Annotated in this window: 18 protein-coding genes; 10 read left to right on the plus strand and 8 right to left on the minus strand. The window is 65.0% G+C overall.

Annotated elements, in window-relative coordinates; translation table 11 throughout:
* Positions 1 to 153 precede the first annotated feature (153 nt).
* On the plus strand, positions 154 to 702 hold the full coding sequence (locus ACKLLE_RS02630; RefSeq protein ID WP_009408871.1) for a cupin domain-containing protein: 549 nt from the start codon (positions 154 to 156) through the stop codon (positions 700 to 702).
* Between the two features lie 33 nt (positions 703 to 735).
* Here ACKLLE_RS02630 and ACKLLE_RS02635 read toward each other — a convergent pair whose 3' ends face one another.
* Entirely contained in the window at positions 736 to 2,217 is a 1,482-nt protein-coding gene (locus tag ACKLLE_RS02635) for a DASS family sodium-coupled anion symporter (protein ID WP_420056705.1), read from the minus strand.
* A gap of 445 nt (positions 2,218 to 2,662) precedes the next feature.
* Here ACKLLE_RS02635 and ACKLLE_RS02640 point away from each other — a divergent pair, with 445 nt between their 5' ends.
* The gene (locus ACKLLE_RS02640; protein ID WP_009408875.1) at positions 2,663 to 2,995 is read left to right on the plus strand and encodes a hypothetical protein; all 333 of its coding nucleotides are present in this window, start codon (positions 2,663 to 2,665) and stop codon (positions 2,993 to 2,995) included.
* Positions 2,996 to 3,092: 97 nt separating this feature from the next.
* Here the strand turns inward: ACKLLE_RS02640 and ACKLLE_RS02645 are convergent, their stop codons facing one another.
* The 5 genes from ACKLLE_RS02645 to ACKLLE_RS02665 all read right to left on the minus strand — a co-directional run bounded on the left by ACKLLE_RS02645 (position 3,093) and on the right by ACKLLE_RS02665 (position 6,035).
* On the minus strand, positions 3,093 to 3,395 hold the full coding sequence (locus tag ACKLLE_RS02645; RefSeq protein ID WP_420056706.1) for a hypothetical protein: 303 nt from the start codon (positions 3,393 to 3,395) through the stop codon (positions 3,093 to 3,095).
* A gap of 174 nt (positions 3,396 to 3,569) precedes the next feature.
* A complete protein-coding gene (locus tag ACKLLE_RS02650) occupies positions 3,570 to 3,761 on the minus strand; it encodes a hypothetical protein (RefSeq protein WP_009408879.1) in 192 nt (63 codons plus the stop codon).
* A 137-nt stretch (positions 3,762 to 3,898) separates the two neighbouring features.
* Positions 3,899 to 4,783 carry an EamA family transporter gene (locus ACKLLE_RS02655; RefSeq protein ID WP_420056707.1) on the minus strand — a complete coding sequence of 295 codons (885 nt, stop codon included), beginning with the start codon at positions 4,781 to 4,783 and terminating at the stop codon, positions 3,899 to 3,901.
* 280 nt (positions 4,784 to 5,063) lie between these two features.
* On the minus strand, positions 5,064 to 5,615 hold the full coding sequence (locus ACKLLE_RS02660; protein ID WP_064303771.1) for an ATP-dependent Clp protease proteolytic subunit: 552 nt from the start codon (positions 5,613 to 5,615) through the stop codon (positions 5,064 to 5,066).
* 27 nt (positions 5,616 to 5,642) lie between these two features.
* Complete coding sequence (locus tag ACKLLE_RS02665) at positions 5,643 to 6,035, minus strand: low affinity iron permease family protein (RefSeq protein ID WP_064303772.1); 393 nt, start codon at positions 6,033 to 6,035, stop codon at positions 5,643 to 5,645.
* A 166-nt stretch (positions 6,036 to 6,201) separates the two neighbouring features.
* Here ACKLLE_RS02665 and ACKLLE_RS02670 point away from each other — a divergent pair, with 166 nt between their 5' ends.
* Genes ACKLLE_RS02670 through ACKLLE_RS02680 form a run of 3 tightly spaced genes read left to right on the plus strand, consistent with a single transcriptional unit; the run spans position 6,202 to position 7,975 of the window.
* Positions 6,202 to 7,119 (plus strand): DUF72 domain-containing protein, encoded by a 918-nt coding sequence (locus tag ACKLLE_RS02670; protein ID WP_420056708.1) that lies wholly within the window; start codon positions 6,202 to 6,204, stop codon positions 7,117 to 7,119.
* Between the two features lie 12 nt (positions 7,120 to 7,131).
* Positions 7,132 to 7,560, plus strand: a complete 429-nt coding sequence (locus ACKLLE_RS02675; RefSeq protein WP_420056709.1) for a hypothetical protein — start codon at positions 7,132 to 7,134, stop codon at positions 7,558 to 7,560.
* A 43-nt stretch (positions 7,561 to 7,603) separates the two neighbouring features.
* Positions 7,604 to 7,975, plus strand: a complete 372-nt coding sequence (locus ACKLLE_RS02680; RefSeq protein WP_064303775.1) for a hypothetical protein — start codon at positions 7,604 to 7,606, stop codon at positions 7,973 to 7,975.
* 48 nt (positions 7,976 to 8,023) lie between these two features.
* Here ACKLLE_RS02680 and ACKLLE_RS02685 read toward each other — a convergent pair whose 3' ends face one another.
* Together ACKLLE_RS02685 and ACKLLE_RS02690 are read right to left on the minus strand one after the other, a co-directional pair.
* Complete coding sequence (locus ACKLLE_RS02685) at positions 8,024 to 8,260, minus strand: metallothionein (protein ID WP_009408894.1); 237 nt, start codon at positions 8,258 to 8,260, stop codon at positions 8,024 to 8,026.
* 15 nt (positions 8,261 to 8,275) lie between these two features.
* Positions 8,276 to 8,743 (minus strand): hypothetical protein, encoded by a 468-nt coding sequence (locus tag ACKLLE_RS02690; protein WP_064303776.1) that lies wholly within the window; start codon positions 8,741 to 8,743, stop codon positions 8,276 to 8,278.
* 152 nt (positions 8,744 to 8,895) lie between these two features.
* On the opposite strand from ACKLLE_RS02690, the gene ligD reads away from it, so the two are divergent.
* From ligD to ACKLLE_RS02715, 5 genes are read left to right on the plus strand one after another with little or no spacing between them, the layout of a single operon-like run.
* Positions 8,896 to 11,367 (plus strand): DNA ligase D, encoded by a 2,472-nt coding sequence (gene ligD / locus ACKLLE_RS02695; protein ID WP_064303777.1) that lies wholly within the window; start codon positions 8,896 to 8,898, stop codon positions 11,365 to 11,367.
* 13 nt (positions 11,368 to 11,380) lie between these two features.
* Positions 11,381 to 12,424 (plus strand): acyl-CoA dehydrogenase family protein, encoded by a 1,044-nt coding sequence (locus ACKLLE_RS02700; RefSeq protein WP_064303778.1) that lies wholly within the window; start codon positions 11,381 to 11,383, stop codon positions 12,422 to 12,424.
* The gene (locus ACKLLE_RS02705) at positions 12,421 to 13,173 is read left to right on the plus strand and encodes a PIG-L deacetylase family protein (RefSeq protein WP_420056710.1); all 753 of its coding nucleotides are present in this window, start codon (positions 12,421 to 12,423) and stop codon (positions 13,171 to 13,173) included. The genes ACKLLE_RS02700 and ACKLLE_RS02705 overlap by 4 nt, the downstream gene beginning before the upstream one ends.
* Complete coding sequence (locus ACKLLE_RS02710) at positions 13,170 to 13,769, plus strand: class I SAM-dependent methyltransferase (protein WP_420056711.1); 600 nt, start codon at positions 13,170 to 13,172, stop codon at positions 13,767 to 13,769. Before ACKLLE_RS02705 ends, ACKLLE_RS02710 begins: the two co-directional genes overlap by 4 nt.
* Entirely contained in the window at positions 13,766 to 14,419 is a 654-nt protein-coding gene (locus ACKLLE_RS02715) for a glycosyltransferase family 2 protein (RefSeq protein WP_420056712.1), read from the plus strand. The genes ACKLLE_RS02710 and ACKLLE_RS02715 overlap by 4 nt, the downstream gene beginning before the upstream one ends.
* The last annotated feature ends 27 nt before the right edge of the window (positions 14,420 to 14,446 follow it).

Genomic DNA, 14,446 nt, shown 5'->3' on the forward strand with positions numbered 1-14,446 from the left:
CATGTTAACAATGTAACGATGACCCATGTCCGCCGAAGCGGGCCGGCCAGCTACGAGGCGCGAAAGAAGCCCATGGAAATCCGGCCCCGACACACCCCCCGCGAGTGTGTTTTAATGCGTCGCCCATTTTTTCTTCTGAACACCAAGGCGGCTATGGACACGGGGACACGACTCAGACTGGTGCGTGAACGCAACAAGCTCTCCCAACGGGAACTGGCCCGACGCAGTGGCCTGACCAACTCGACGATCTCGCAGATCGAGCAGAACCGCGTCAGCCCCTCGGTCAGTTCCCTGAAGAAACTGCTCGAAGGGATTCCCATGTCCCTGGCGGAGTTCTTCAGCTTCGACGAGCCACCGCGGGAAGAACGCTTCGTCTTCCGCGCCGCCGAACAGCCCGACCTGGGCCGCAGCGGCATGCGCATGCTGCTGGTCGGCGCCAGCGTCGAAGGCCGGCAGATGCGCATGCTGCGCGAGCTGTACGCCCCCGGCGCGGATTCCGGCGAAGAGCCGATCGTCCATGCCGAAGGCGAGGAATGCGGCCTGGTGACCCGTGGCACCATCGAACTGCGGGTCGATGGCCAGGTGAGTATCCTCAACTCCGGTGACGGCTATTACTTCCCCACCACCCTGCCCCACAGCTTCAAGAACATCGGCCAGGACGAGGCCGAGATCATCAGCGCCAACACCCCGGCGAACTTCTGATGAAACGGCGGCCCTGGAGGCCGCCGTTCTCGTTCACATCCACCCGAGCCAGTGCCACCAGGTAGCGGCGAACACCAGCATCAGCAGGTAACCGACCAGGGTCACGACAATCCCGACCTTGGCGAACTGGCGTGCGTTGAAGGTTTCGGTGCCCAGGCAGACCATGTTCTGCGGCGCATTGATGGGCAGGATGAAGCCGTAACTGACCACGAAGCCGAGGACCATGGTCATGCCCAGGCGGTTGAAGTCGCCCGGCAGCGTCTGCAAGACCGCAATCAGGATCGGCAACAGCGCCGAGGTCAGCGCGGTAGCGCTGGCAAAGCCCAGGTGGATCAGGATCAGGAAGGCGCCGAGGATCGCGAATACCCCCAGCGTACCCAACTGGTCCAGCCCGGTATGGGCGACCACCTGCGCGCCCAGCCACTGCCCGGCCTGGGTGGTGAGCAGGGTGGTGCCGAGGCTGATGCCAACCCCGAAGACGATTACCGTGCCCCAGGGAATACGTGCCTGCACGTCCTTCCAGGTCATCACGCCGACTCGCGGCAGCAACAGCAGGACCAGCCCGGCATAGGTGGTCGAGGTGGTGTCGAACCCGTGCAGCTTGCCTTCGGTGGCCCAGGCCAGCAGCAGGGCCAGGGACACGCCGAGCAGACGTTTCTGCGCGGTGCTCATCGGCCCCAGCGCCGCCAGTTGCGCAGACACCGCGGCCTTGCCCCCGGGAATGCTGTCGGTCTCCGGCGGCAGCATCTTCAGCACCACGACGATCAGCAGCGCCGACATCAGCACCGCCCACGGCGCGCCAGCGATCAGCCAGTCGATCCACGACACCCGGGCACCGAGCATCTTGTCCATGAAACCCACGGTCAGCAGGTTCTGCGCGGCGGCGGTCTGGATACCGATGTTCCAGATGCTGGTGCCCTGGGCGACGATGATCATGATGCCGGCGGCGATGTTCGAACGCTTGTCCACGCCGAATGCGGCGATCACCCCCATCATGATCGGCACCACGCACGCACTGCGCGCCGTGGCGCTGGGCACTACCAGGCTCAGGAGTAGGGTGACCACCACCGCGCCCAGGAGGATGCGCCGGGTGCTGACGCCGACGCGGTCCAGGGTGACCAGCGCGATACGCCGGTCCAGGCCGGTGTGGGTCATGGCGGCGGCGAGGAACAGCGCGCCGACCACCAGTGCCAGGGCGGTATTGGAAAAACCGGTGAGGGCCATGCCCACTGCGGCGGACGAGCCATAGCTGACGCTCGGGTCAGCCAGGGTAGGCGCGGTTCCCAGGAGAAACGCCAGCAGCGAGGTAATCATGATCGCACTGGCTTCGTAGGACACCGCCTCGGTGATCCAGATGACCACCGCGAAGGCGAGGATCGCCAGCACCCTGTGCCCGGCCACCGGCAGATCGCTCGGCAACGGCAGCAGCAGGACGCCGATCAACGCGGCGATGCCCACCCACAGGCCGATGGGTAATCCCAGCCTGGGGGTAGCGGTTGTGGACGACGTATTCATGGCCTGCCTCGCTGGCTTGGAAAATGTTGGCAAGCGCTCTACCGCGAGGCCTGCACCCTTCCATCAATCATCCCCGCGCCGTTGCGCGGGGAAAATGACATCGATCAACCCCTGCCGGATTAGCCCATCGCGGATTTTGTAGGACAACCCGGCAATAACTACATAAGCAGGAAATCAATTTTGTAGTGATAAGAAAAAATCACTACAAACCCGTTGACGCCGTTTATCGGGCTCTTGCATGATGGGCCCGTCTCCCCGATCGGGAGCGCTGGCAAGGGTGTTCCAGACGATCCGAGCGGTATCCGGGTTGTCCGTGGAGTGGGACTGTCCAAAAGGCAGAGTGAAGAAAGCCCCTGTTGCGATGCTGCTGTAGCAGCCTTGGTAGATGCGCTACATGAAGCGCGAGTCTGAACGAATCAACCACTGAAGGGTTATGGGGGCTTTAATGATGAATCTGAACGAACAACCGACCATCCAGGAACTGGCCAAGCTGTTCGCTGCGCGCAAAGACACGCTCGACAGCCATATCCTGTGGATCTGCGAAGCCGGTGAAGTGCATATCGACAGCCTGTCGCCCTGCACCACCGAAGATGAATTCGAACAGCGCAAGCCCGGCATGCGAGCGCGGATGAAGATGTACCGCCGTGGCCAGGGCTACGTCGGCAAGAAAGCGGCCGCTGATACCCAGTTCGTCGGTCGCGTGCTGGAAACCCTGCAACAGGAGTGGCCAGCGCTGCGTGAAGGCCAGGGCGTGCGGGTCATCGACCGCCTTAGCTGAGTCTTCCGTTCGCTTGAGCCCGGCCCGCAAGGCCGGGCTTTTTAATGCGCGAAGAAAAGGCCGGTGGGTCACACCGGCCTTTTACCCAAGGTTTTGGTCATGCGCGGCGCAACAGCGCCAGCGGTTCTTCAGGCTGCAACCCGGCGACCATCGCCCGGGCCCGATCCACACCCCAGACCAGCGCCCGGCTCATGCTCTCCCCCGGCCTGGACGGATGATATTCCTCCAGCAGCGCCTTGCCGTGGCGGGCGTACACGCCGAGGAACAGCTGGGTCGCGCCGGTGCGCGAGAGCCGGACCTGGACGTCGATGCTGATCCCGTCGTTGAGCACTTCATCATGGCTGCGGCTATGCAGCATCGCATCCGCCCATTCCCAGTATTTTTCTTCCCTGATACGCATTGCTTTCCTCCACTGGAATAGCGCATTGACGGCACATAGTAAGGCATAGATCGCCATCACTCTCCAGCGCCGCAGGGCGGCGCAATGAGCGAAGTCAAACAAAGCTGCATGAATTGGCCGGAATCGCGTACCCGTCGGTACTTTCACCAATCGGGCAATACTCCGGCCGCAGCGTCAGCGCTTGGGCAATGCTGCGGGAAGGAAGCGGCGACTTTCCATGCGCGCCGGCATCCTCGACTTGAAGGTGGCCTGGGCATCGTCCAGGGTCATATGGGCAAAGCCCAGGCGAAACGCTGACTGGCCACAACGCACCACGGCATTGATCGGGAATTCGTCGCCGAGGTCTTCGAGAAATTGATCCTTCATGTTCTTGCTCCCCTCTGAAAGCGACCGATACCGATCCTCCAGCGGAGAACCTGAAAGTATCGATCTCAACCTTCAAAAGACTAGCCGGACATTTAGCGACCAACCGGTCAGCATGCCGATCCCCGACCAATGGCGCCTCAGGCCTGGGCGGTCCTCAATGCTTCCCGCAGACGCGGGCCGAATACGTTGATCAACAACCCCAGCATCACCAGCAGGCCGCCCCAGCACTGGATCGCACTGAGGCGCTCGTCCAGCAGCAAGGCCGACGAAGTCAGCCCTACCACCGGAACCAGAAGCGAAAAGGGTGCCACTTTCCCCGCCGGGTAGCGCGACAGCAGGCGACTCCACAGGCCGTAGCCGAGCATGGTGGCAATAACCGCCAGGTACACCAGCGACAAAATCGAACTCAAGCCGATATTGCGCAGCGACGATTCGATCAGTTCAGGGCCTTCCAGGTACCACGACAGGCCCAGGAACGGCAGCGGCGGAACCAGGCCGCCCCAGATCACCAGGGCCATCAGGTCGATGTTGCCGAAACGCCGGGTAATGATATTGCCCATGGCCCAGCACGCACCGCCGCACAGGGTCAGGAGCAACGCCAGCAAGGGCACGTGGCTGTCGTTCTCGCTGCCGATCAGCGCCAGGCCACCCGCCGCGACCAGCAGGCCGCACACACTCGCGGCGCGCAGGCGCTCACCGAGGAACAGCGCAGCGAAGATCATGGTGAAGAAGGCCTGGGACTGCAGCACCAACGACGCCAGCCCCGGCGGCATGCCGTTGTGCATGGCCTCGAAGAGAAAGGCGAACTGGCCCAGGGAAATGGTCGAGCCATAGGCGATCAACCAGCGCCAGGGCAACTGCGGACGACGGATGAAAAACACCGCCGGGAACGCCACCAGGATAAACCGCAGCGCGCCCAGCAACATCGGCGGCAGCCCGTCCAGACCGACCTTGATCACCACGAAATTCAGGCCCCAGGCAACGATCACCACCAGCGCCAGCAACAAATCCTTGAGCGGCATTCTTCCCCCATCGCACGCGTAATAATTTGAAACATCATATCGTCATTACGCTGGCGGGTGACACTGCAAGGTCTGCGGCGCGGTTGATTGTGTGGGAGTCCGCCCAGCCTTCCAGGCTGTTCTGTCGCGCAGAGAACAGTTCCAAAGCACGACGCGTACCCTGTGGGAGCGGATTCACCCGCGATTGCGGTAGTGAAGTCACCATAGCAATCGCGGGTGAACCCGCTCCCACAAGGTCCCTGCAAATCAAAGAGTCATGTTTTGCTCTATGGGAACCGGCTCAGGCATGCACACTCCACTGCACCACATCCACGCCGATCACCGAATCGTCCACCGCCTGGATCAAGCCGCAGCGCATCGCCTCTTCGGGCGTGACGATCCGCGGATGGGCCATCAGGTAGCGCGGAATATCCAGCACCTCTTCCGCGCCCCGGGTGCGTTCCTCGACGATCTGCGCGTACAGCTGCAGGTCGTAATCCAGGCTCATCGCGTATTCAGCCATCCGCGCATGGTCCACCGAACCGTGCAGGGTCCAGTGGAAGGGGTGGAACAGGAATTTGCTCAGGGCACAGGCCGTACGCCGCTCGCCGGCCAGGAACAGGATGTTGCCCATCGACTCCACCGTGCCGAGATTGTGAGTATGCACCGGTACCGGCAGCGCCCGGAGGAAGTTGTACAGGCTGAAGCCGTAGCTGCATTCCCCGCCCATGGTGGCGATATTCAGCTGGATACACTCGGCGCCCTGCTGCAGGGCCCGCGAGCAGGTGGTGATGAGGTTGCCGCAGGTGGACGCATTGATCGGTCCGGTGAAATGGATGATATGACTGGCCATGGTCACCTCGTGCTGTAGGTCCTTGGGTCAGGGGTCGTTGTCACGCGGTTGCTTGTCGGCCCCCTTGTCCTCGGCGAGTTCGCCCAGGTGCTGGTAGCGCTCGCGTAGCGCATGCAGCTGCTTTTCATCCAGGTCGTCGAGCCCGAGCAAGGCGTTGTGGGCCCGGCGCGTGGCGCGCAGCAGCTCGTCGACCTTGATATGCAACTGATCGGTGTCGCGGTTCTGGGTGTTCTGGATCAGGAACACCATGAGGAAGGTCACGATGGTGGTGGAAGTATTGATCACCAGTTGCCACGTGTCGCTGAAGTGGAACAGCGGCCCGCTGATGCCCCAGGCCAGGATCAGGCCGAAGGCGATGGCGAAGGTCAGCGGACGGCCCGTCCAGTTGGCCAGCTTCTGGGCGAAACGGGAGAACTTCATGGGAGGGCCTCCTCTTGCGGTCCTGCGTGTCGAACCCGACATTCGGTGGAAAAGCTGGGGCTGGCAAAGTTCAGTCCGGCCACTGCCCGCCACTCGTCAATCTTGCTGAACCCGCCTTGCCAGGCCCCGGTCGCAACCTGTAACGAGCAGGACAAGGAACGACGGCGTGAGCGAGATTCGCATCGGTATTTCCGGCTGGCGCTATGCCCCGTGGCGCAAAGTGTTCTATCCCCAGGGCCTGGTCCAGGCCAAGGAGCTGGCATTCGCCTCGCGGGCGGTGAGCAGCATCGAGATCAACGGATCGTTCTATGCCCTGCAGACCCCGCAGCGCTATGCCGAATGGCGCGACGCGACGCCCGAGGGCTTCGTCTTCGCGGTCAAGGCGCCGCGCTACATCACCCATGTGCGACGGCTCAAGGAGATCGACGAGCCGCTGGCCAACTTCTTCGCTTCCGGGCCGCTGCAACTGGGCGCCAAGCTGGGGCCGATCCTGTGGCAGTTCCCGCCGAGCCTGAAATTCGACCCGCAGCGCTTCGCCGATTTTCTTCAGCGCCTGCCCCATGATCATGCCGCGGCCAGCCGATGCGCACGCCATTGCGCCGAGCGCTTGAAGAAAGACGGCGCCTTCGAAACCCAGGGCAACGGCACGCTGCGCCATGCCGTGGAGATCCGCCACGACAGCTTCCGTGACCCGGCCTTCATCGAACTGCTGCGCGCACACCAGGTGGCCTTGGTGGTCGCCGATACCGCCGGGAAATGGCCCTACCTGGAAGACCTCACCGCCGACTTCGTCTACCTGCGCCTGCATGGCGATGCCGAGCTTTACGCCAGCGGCTACACCGATGAAGCCCTGCAGCGCTGGGCCCAACGCATCCGCACCTGGAGCCGCGGGCAACAACCGGGCGATGCACAACTGGCCGGGCCCCGGGAAGCCGCGACCAAGGGGGCAAAGGCGGTGTACTGCTATTTCGACAACGACCTGAAAGTCCGCGCGCCCTTCGATGCCCGGGAGCTGCTGCACCGCTTGAAACTCGATGCCGGGCTGCAAACCGAACCGGGCCAACCGGCGCAGCCACCTTTGTGACGGGAGACGACCATGCATACCCCTGCCCTGCTGTTGATCCTTGCCAGCCTTGCCAGCGGCACGGTCCTGGCCGATGCCTGCCAGGTCACCACGCGCTCGTCCAGCGCCGCGGTGCCGGAGGTGGAGACGCGTACCTGCTACAGGCTCGAAGGCATGCCCGACGAGGCCATCGATTGGTCCTGCAGCAGCGAGAACAAGGAAATGCTCAATACCCTGAAACAGCGGGTCCCACGCTGCCCGGACCAGGAAATCGGTCAATGCACTGCACCCTTGACCCAGGAAAGCCTGGCCAACCCCAAGGCCACCAGCAATGACTCGCAGGCGGCCAGGCCACAGGTTCCGAACGATGCGCGGGTGGTGACCTATTACTACGACACCCGCAACCAGGGGCAGGCCAGGATCGACTGCGAGAAGGCAGGCGGGACCTGGCGCATGCCGTGACGCCCGCAGATTTCCCTTGCAACCCACACAGGAGTGCATACCCATGCCACGCGGAAGCAAAGCGAAGTACACCGAAGAACAGAAACGCAAGGCCGAGCATATCGAGGACAGCTACGAGGCCAAGGGCGTGTCCAGGGACGAGGCCGAAGCCCGAGCCTGGGCCACGGTAAACAAGCAGTCCGGCGGCGGTGAAAAAGCCGGCGGGTCCGGGCAGAAGAAGAGTGCAAGCGCCAAGCACAAGGCGCGACAGTCTTCGGCACAACGGGCGGTGAAGACCAGGCACGGGGAACCGCGACCGGATCAGCCGCTGGGGGATATGACCAAGGCTGAACTCATGGACCGGGCGCGCAAGCAGAACATCGCGGGGCGTTCGACCATGAACAAGGCGGAGTTGGTCAAGGCGCTGGGCAAGTAGCCGGAAGGCCCGCTTCGGCGTCAAACCGCACGAAGCGGGCCCTCAAGCTCACGGCGAAATCGGATCGCTGGCCGGGAACGTTTCTTCAAGGGCGTTATCCACCTGCTCTTCATCCGGCTGCCTGGCCTTGTCGTCGCCGCAATGGCATTCGCTCATGCGGCACGGTTCGCCATTGGCGTGGCCACTGGCGCAGGCCTTGCAGCAATAGGCCTCGCCGGCCAGTTGCACGGCGTTGGCGTCCACCTCGCAGGTGCATCCGGGACAGGCGCAATGTTGTTCGCTCATGGTCGTGTCCTCCTCTCAAACGTCTTCATCGCCTTCGGGCGGCGATACACGATCGGTCCAGGGTTTGCCGTCCAGTGGCGCCGAGCGGGCCAGCTCGGCTTCGTCCAGGCCGATGCCGCCGCCGATCTCGTCCTCGTCGACCCGGCGCAATTGCTGGTCCGCCGGCCCCGGGCCGCCTCGCTCGGACGGATCGCGGGCGCCGGTCTGGTCGAACAGGGTGTCGGGGCTGAGGTCGTCCAGGGTGACGTTGTCCTCGTGCAGGCTTTCGCTGAGCGCTTCACCGCCACTCATGCCACCCCGCTCGACACGCTCGGCCGGGAACTCGCGGTTGAATTCCTCTGCCGGCCGCGCATCGCCGGCGCGGCCCTGACGTTCGTCATGGCGGTCACTGAAATCCAGCTCGCGGACTTCGCCCATGCGGTCCTGGATGTCATCGATTTCGGCTGGCACATGGGTGGCCGGCCTTTGGCTTTTCTCGTTCATGGCAACCTCGCTTGCGGATGAGCTCTCCTGAAGTCGACTCACCTGCGTGGAAAATGATTCAGTCTTTCTGCCGCCCGGTCGCCACGCCGATTGAACTCCCGTCGCGCACGCCCTCTCCCACTTGGTAAGACGCCGGACACAGAGCATTCGCCATGGCCAAGCCCCTCGAGGAGTACCAACGCAAGCGCAACTTCGCCGCCACCCCCGAACCCAGCGGCAAGCGAGCCCGTGGCAAGGCCCGGGCGCTGCAGTTCTGCATCCAGAAACACGACGCCAGCCACCTGCACTACGATTTCCGCCTGGAGCTCGATGGCACCCTGAAAAGCTGGGCGGTGCCCAAGGGCCCGTCGCTGGATCCCAAGGTCAAGCGCCTGGCGGTGCACGTCGAGGACCACCCGCTGGACTACGCCAGCTTCGAAGGTCATATCCCCGAGGGCCACTACGGCGCCGGCGACGTGATCGTGTGGGACCGCGGCATCTGGATTCCCGAAGGCGACCCGCACCAGGGCTACGCCAAGGGCCACCTGCGCTTCGAACTGCAAGGGGAAAAGCTCGGCGGGCGCTGGAACCTGTTCCGCACCCGCCTCGGCGGCAAGAAGGAACAGTGGATGCTGGTCAAGTCCTCGGATGCCCAGGCCCGCGAAGAGAAGGACTACGACATCCTCGAAGCCGCCCCGGACAGCGTGCTCAGCGACCGCAGCCTGCCTTCGGCCAGGCCGGTCGCGGCGCCTGCGGCAAAGGCACCCGCGGCAAGGAAGAAAGCCGCATCCGCCAGCAGCACGAAAAAGGCCCCCAAGGCCGCCCTGCCCGAAAGCCTCAAGCCGCAGTTGGCCACCCTGGTGGACTCGCCGCCGCAAGGCGACTGGAGCTACGAGATCAAGTTCGACGGCTACCGCATCCTTGCCCGTATCGACGATGGCGAGGTGCGCCTGTTCACCCGCAATGGCCATGACTGGACAGCGAAGATGCCGCGCCAGGTGGCGGCGCTGAAAACGCTCAAGCTGAAATCCGCCTGGCTCGACGGTGAGATGGTGGTCGCCGACGACAACGGCGTGGCCGACTTCCAGGCCCTGCAGAACGCCTTCGATACCGAGCACGACGAACGCATTCTCTACTACCTGTTCGATGTGCCCTGGCTCGAAGGTCGCGATCTGCGCCAGTTGCCGCTGCAGGAGCGGCGCGCCGCCCTTGAAGCGATCCTCGCCGACCCGCCACCGGAGCTGCGTTACTCGGCGAGCTTCGCCGAGCCGGTCGCCTCGCTGCTCGCCAGCGCCTGCCAGATGAACCTGGAAGGCCTGATCGGCAAGCGCCAGGACAGCGTCTACGTGGAGCGCCGCAGCAGCGACTGGATCAAGCTCAAGTGCCAGAAACGCCAGGAGTTCGTGGTGGTCGGCTACACCGAGCCCAAGGGCAGCCGGGCAGCGTTCGGCGCCCTGTTGCTGGCCCTGCATGACGATGGCCGGTTGCGTTATGCGGGCAAGGTCGGCACGGGTTTCAGCACCGAGACCCTGCAAAGCCTGCATCGCCGGCTGCAGCCGCTGGAGGCGCCGCGCCCGCCACTGGATAACCCGCCGACCGGCGCCGAAGCCCGGGGCGTTCACTGGCTCAAGCCGCAGTTGCTGGCAGAAGTCAGCTTCGCCCAGATGACCCGCGACGGCATCGTTCGCCACGCGGTCTTCCATGGCCTGCGCAACGACAAGCCGGCCAGCGCCATCAACCTGGAGCGTGCCATGCCCGTAAAGAACAGCAGCGCAAAGGCAATGCGCCTGACCCATCCCGACCGCATCATCGATGCCAGCAGCAACACCACCAAGCTGGATATCGCCGAGTACTACGCCAAGGTTGCCGGGCTGATCCTGCCGCACCTGGAGAACCGTCCCGTGGCGCTGGTCCGCGCCCCGGACGGGCTGGACGGCGAACTGTTCTTCCAGAAGAACGCCGCACAGCTGGACCTGCCCCACGTGAAAACCTACGACAAGGACCAGGCCGGCCAGGCCGCGATGATCATCAACCGCGAAGACACCCTGCTCGGTGCGGTGCAGATGAACACGCTCGAATTGCACACCTGGAATGCCACCGACAAGCAATTCGAGCGCCCCGACCGCTTCGTGCTCGACCTCGACCCGGACCCGAAACTGCCCTGGAAGGCGATGATCGAAGCCACCACCCTGACCCTCACCCTTCTGGAAGAGCTGGGCCTGCGCTGTTTCCTCAAGACCAGCGGCGGCAAGGGCATCCACGTGGTAGTGCCGTTGCAGCGCAAGGCCGGCTGGGACGAGGTCAAGGACTTCAGCCACGCCATCGTCAGCCACATGGCCGGGCTGTTTCCCGAACGGCTGTCGGCGGTCTCCGGGCCGAAGAACCGGGTCGGGCGGATCTTCATCGACTACCTGCGCAACGGCAAGGGGGCGACCACCGTCTGCGCCTGGTCGCTGCGGGCCCGGGAAGGCATGCCGGTGTCGGTGCCGATCTGGCCCGAGGAACTGGCCGGGCTCAAGGGGGCCAACCAATGGACCCTGGCCAATATCGACGAGCGCCTGGCCGACGGCAACGACCCATGGCAGGACTACGCCAGCACCCGCCAGTCGATCACCGCCGGCATGCGCAAGAAACTCGGCCTGTGAAGGAGCCACCGCCATGAGCATCATCCAGGATTTCGACCTGGGCAGCCTGGACACCCTGCTGCGCAGCTTTACCCAGCGACCCCAGGCGCTACATCTGGACACCCAGTTGCCGCTGGTCATGCAGTCGCTGCAACAGGACCATCTCGACCTGCTGCCACTGCCCGGCCAGGGCCATACCCTGCAACGCTGGCAGACCCTGGCGCGCATCGCCGGCTGCGACCTGAGCCTGGCCAAGCTGTACGAGGGGCACACCGATGCCCTGGCGATCCTCTCCGAGTGCAGCGCCAGCCACCGGGTCGGCCAGGGCATCTGGGGGGTATGGGCCGCCGAGTCGGCAGAGGCCCGCACGCGCATCGTCGGACGCGAAGGCGACACGGTGCTGCTGGAAGGACGCAAGGCCTGGTGCTCCGGCGCCCTGCAGATCGACAACGCCCTGCTGACCGCCTGGGACAGTAATGAGCAGCCGCAACTGGTAGCCATCGAGCTGTCCCATCCGAGCCAGCGCATCCTCGCCGAGGACTGGCAAGCGGTGGGCATGGCCACCACCACCAGCGTGGTCATGGAGTTCGAGGGTACCCCTGCCGTGGCCATTGGCGCCCCCGGGCAATACCTGTCGCGACCTGGCTTCTGGCACGGCGGCGGCGGGATCGCTGCGTGCTGGTACGGGGCCGCCGAGGCGCTGGCCGACTACCTGCGCGAGCACTGCCGCAAGCCGCGTCCCGACCCACATGCCGAGGCCCACCTGGGCGCGGTCGATGCCGCACTGGGCGGTGCCCGGGCGACCCTGCGCGAATGCGCCGCGTGGATCGACGCCAACCCCGGCGCCAACGCCGAGCTGCTGGTACGGCGCACCCGTGCCCAGGTCGAACAGGCGGTGAGCCAGGTTATCCAGCATGTCGGCCGCGCCCTGGGTGCCACGCCGTTCTGCCACAACAGCCACTTCGCCCGGCTCTCCGCCGACCTGCCGGTCTTCCTGCGCCAGAGCCATGCCGAACGCGATCTCGCCGTCCTCGGTCAACAACTGGCCCAGGTGCCGGCGGGAGCCTGGCAGCTATGAGCGAAGACCTGTTCCGTGGGCCGGCGACCACACCCGCGCAATGGCAGCAGTCGGCCCATCTGGCCAGGGCCACCTGGATCACCCCCGAGCAGCTGTGCCCACCGGGGCGCCGCCTGATCGTGGTGGCGCCTCACCCTGACGACGAGATCCTCGCCTGCGGCGGCCTGCTCGCCAGCCTGCGCGGGCGCGAGCAGGACCTGCTGCTGATCTCGGCCACCGATGGCGAGGCCAGCCATCCCGGCTCGCAACAGTGGACGGAGCATCGCCTGCGTCGCCAGCGCCCCCAGGAAAGCCGCAACGCCCTGCACCGGCTCGGCCTGGACCTGCAGGCCCTGGACTGGCAGCGCCTGTCGCTCAAGGACACCGCGGTAGCCCGCGACGAAGCCTACCTGGTCGGCCACCTGGGCCAATTGCTGCGGCCCGACGACCTGCTGCTCTGCACCTGGCGTGGCGACGGCCATTGCGACCACGAGGCGGTTGGCCGCGCCTGTGCCCAGGCGGCGCAGGCCAAGGGCGCAACCCTGCTTGAAGTGCCGGTGTGGGCCTGGTACTGGGCGCAGCCCGAGGATCCGCGGCTGCCCTGGGAACGGGCTTGCAAGGTGCAACTGGACGCCGATGCCGTGCAACGCAAGCAACGGGCGATTGCCGCCCATCTCAGCCAGATCGAATCCGATGGCGAGCGCCCGCCGGTGCTCCCGGCGGAAACCCTGGAGTGCCTGATGCAACCTTTCGAACTGGTGTTCCGATGAGTGTGGATGCGCGCTATTTCGCCGACCTGTTCGCCTCCAGCGACGACCCTTGGGCCTTCCGCACCCGCTGGTACGAAAAGCGCAAGCGCGAACTGGTCATGGCCAGCCTGCCCAGGCAGTTCTACGAGCGGATCTTCGAGCCGGCCTGTGCCAACGGGGAGCTGAGCGCGGCGCTGGCCGAACGCTGCACCGAGCTGGTCTGTCATGACCTCGACGGTACCGCCGTAGCCCTTGCCCGCCAGCGCCTGGGCGGCCTGCGCAACGTGCAGGTGGGGCAAGGACGCCTGCCCGGGGACTGGCCCGGCGGCAGTTTCGACCTGATCGTGCTTGGCGAGATCGGCTACTACCTCGACCCGGAGCAGTGGTTGCAAGTGATCGAGCAGGCAGTGGCCAGCCTGGGCGAGGACGGCGGGCTGCTCGCCTGTCACTGGCTGCACCCCATCGATGGCTGCCCGCAGAACGGTCGCCAGGTGCACGCCCTGCTGGAAGAGCGCCTGCCGCTGTACCGCGTGCTGCGTCATGAAGAAGCGGATTTTTTGCTGGAGTACTGGAGTTGCCAGCCCAGCGTGATCGACCTCGACGAGACCTGCCCATGATTGCCGTGATCATCCCCGCCCACAACGAAGCCGATACCCTGCCCCTGTGCCTGGCTGCCGTACGTACCGCCGCCGATGCAGCCGAAGCGTTGGGCCATCGGGTCGAAGTCATGGTCGTGCTGGACTGCTGCACCGACGCCAGTGCCGAAATCGCCCGCTGCTTCGGCGTGGACACCCTGGAGGTGGAGGTGCGCAATGTCGGCCAGGCGCGCCGTGCCGGCGCCGAGCTGATGCTGCAGCGTGGCGCCCGATGGCTGGCCTGTACCGATGCCGACAGCTGCGTACCGGCGGACTGGCTCCTGTGCCAGCTGGACTTCGCCGCCGACGCGGTGTGTGGCACGGTGCATATCGAGCAATGGCAGGCCGAGCAAGACCCGGCACTGCGCGAGCGCTACCTGGAGCACTACCAGATGCGCGAAGGACACCGGCATATCCACGGCGCCAACCTGGGAATCTGCGCCCGCGCCTACCAAAGGGTGGGCGGCTTCCGCCCGCTGGCGCTGAACGAGGATGTGCAACTGATCGAAGACCTGCAGGCGTGCGGGGCAACCATCGTATGGACGGCGCGCAACAGTGTGACCACTAGCAGCCGCATGGACAGCCGCGCCCGGGGTGGCTTCGGCGACTATCTCAGGTCGCTGATGGCTTGATTGAGCGCAAGCCTGCCCCGGGGCCGG

The organism is Pseudomonas bharatica (assembly GCF_048586865.1).
GTDB classification, from domain to species: domain Bacteria; phylum Pseudomonadota; class Gammaproteobacteria; order Pseudomonadales; family Pseudomonadaceae; genus Aquipseudomonas; species Aquipseudomonas bharatica.

What these genes read in the sequence shown, in the direction of transcription:
- ACKLLE_RS02630 (WP_009408871.1), top strand. Translation starts at nt 154, where the DNA reads ATGGACACGGGGACACGACTCAGACTGGTGCGTGAACGCAACAAGCTC.
- ACKLLE_RS02635 (WP_420056705.1), bottom strand. Translation starts at nt 2,217, where the DNA reads ATGAATACGTCGTCCACAACCGCTACCCCCAGGCTGGGATTACCCATC.
- ACKLLE_RS02640 (WP_009408875.1), top strand. Translation starts at nt 2,663, where the DNA reads ATGATGAATCTGAACGAACAACCGACCATCCAGGAACTGGCCAAGCTG.
- ACKLLE_RS02645 (WP_420056706.1), bottom strand. Translation starts at nt 3,395, where the DNA reads ATGCGTATCAGGGAAGAAAAATACTGGGAATGGGCGGATGCGATGCTG.
- ACKLLE_RS02650 (WP_009408879.1), bottom strand. Translation starts at nt 3,761, where the DNA reads ATGAAGGATCAATTTCTCGAAGACCTCGGCGACGAATTCCCGATCAAT.
- ACKLLE_RS02655 (WP_420056707.1), bottom strand. Translation starts at nt 4,783, where the DNA reads ATGCCGCTCAAGGATTTGTTGCTGGCGCTGGTGGTGATCGTTGCCTGG.
- ACKLLE_RS02660 (WP_064303771.1), bottom strand. Translation starts at nt 5,615, where the DNA reads ATGGCCAGTCATATCATCCATTTCACCGGACCGATCAATGCGTCCACC.
- ACKLLE_RS02665 (WP_064303772.1), bottom strand. Translation starts at nt 6,035, where the DNA reads ATGAAGTTCTCCCGTTTCGCCCAGAAGCTGGCCAACTGGACGGGCCGT.
- ACKLLE_RS02675 (WP_420056709.1), top strand. Translation starts at nt 7,132, where the DNA reads ATGCATACCCCTGCCCTGCTGTTGATCCTTGCCAGCCTTGCCAGCGGC.
- ACKLLE_RS02680 (WP_064303775.1), top strand. Translation starts at nt 7,604, where the DNA reads ATGCCACGCGGAAGCAAAGCGAAGTACACCGAAGAACAGAAACGCAAG.
- ACKLLE_RS02685 (WP_009408894.1), bottom strand. Translation starts at nt 8,260, where the DNA reads ATGAGCGAACAACATTGCGCCTGTCCCGGATGCACCTGCGAGGTGGAC.
- ACKLLE_RS02690 (WP_064303776.1), bottom strand. Translation starts at nt 8,743, where the DNA reads ATGAACGAGAAAAGCCAAAGGCCGGCCACCCATGTGCCAGCCGAAATC.
- ligD (WP_064303777.1), top strand. Translation starts at nt 8,896, where the DNA reads ATGGCCAAGCCCCTCGAGGAGTACCAACGCAAGCGCAACTTCGCCGCC.
- ACKLLE_RS02700 (WP_064303778.1), top strand. Translation starts at nt 11,381, where the DNA reads ATGAGCATCATCCAGGATTTCGACCTGGGCAGCCTGGACACCCTGCTG.
- ACKLLE_RS02705 (WP_420056710.1), top strand. Translation starts at nt 12,421, where the DNA reads ATGAGCGAAGACCTGTTCCGTGGGCCGGCGACCACACCCGCGCAATGG.
- ACKLLE_RS02710 (WP_420056711.1), top strand. Translation starts at nt 13,170, where the DNA reads ATGAGTGTGGATGCGCGCTATTTCGCCGACCTGTTCGCCTCCAGCGAC.
- ACKLLE_RS02715 (WP_420056712.1), top strand. Translation starts at nt 13,766, where the DNA reads ATGATTGCCGTGATCATCCCCGCCCACAACGAAGCCGATACCCTGCCC.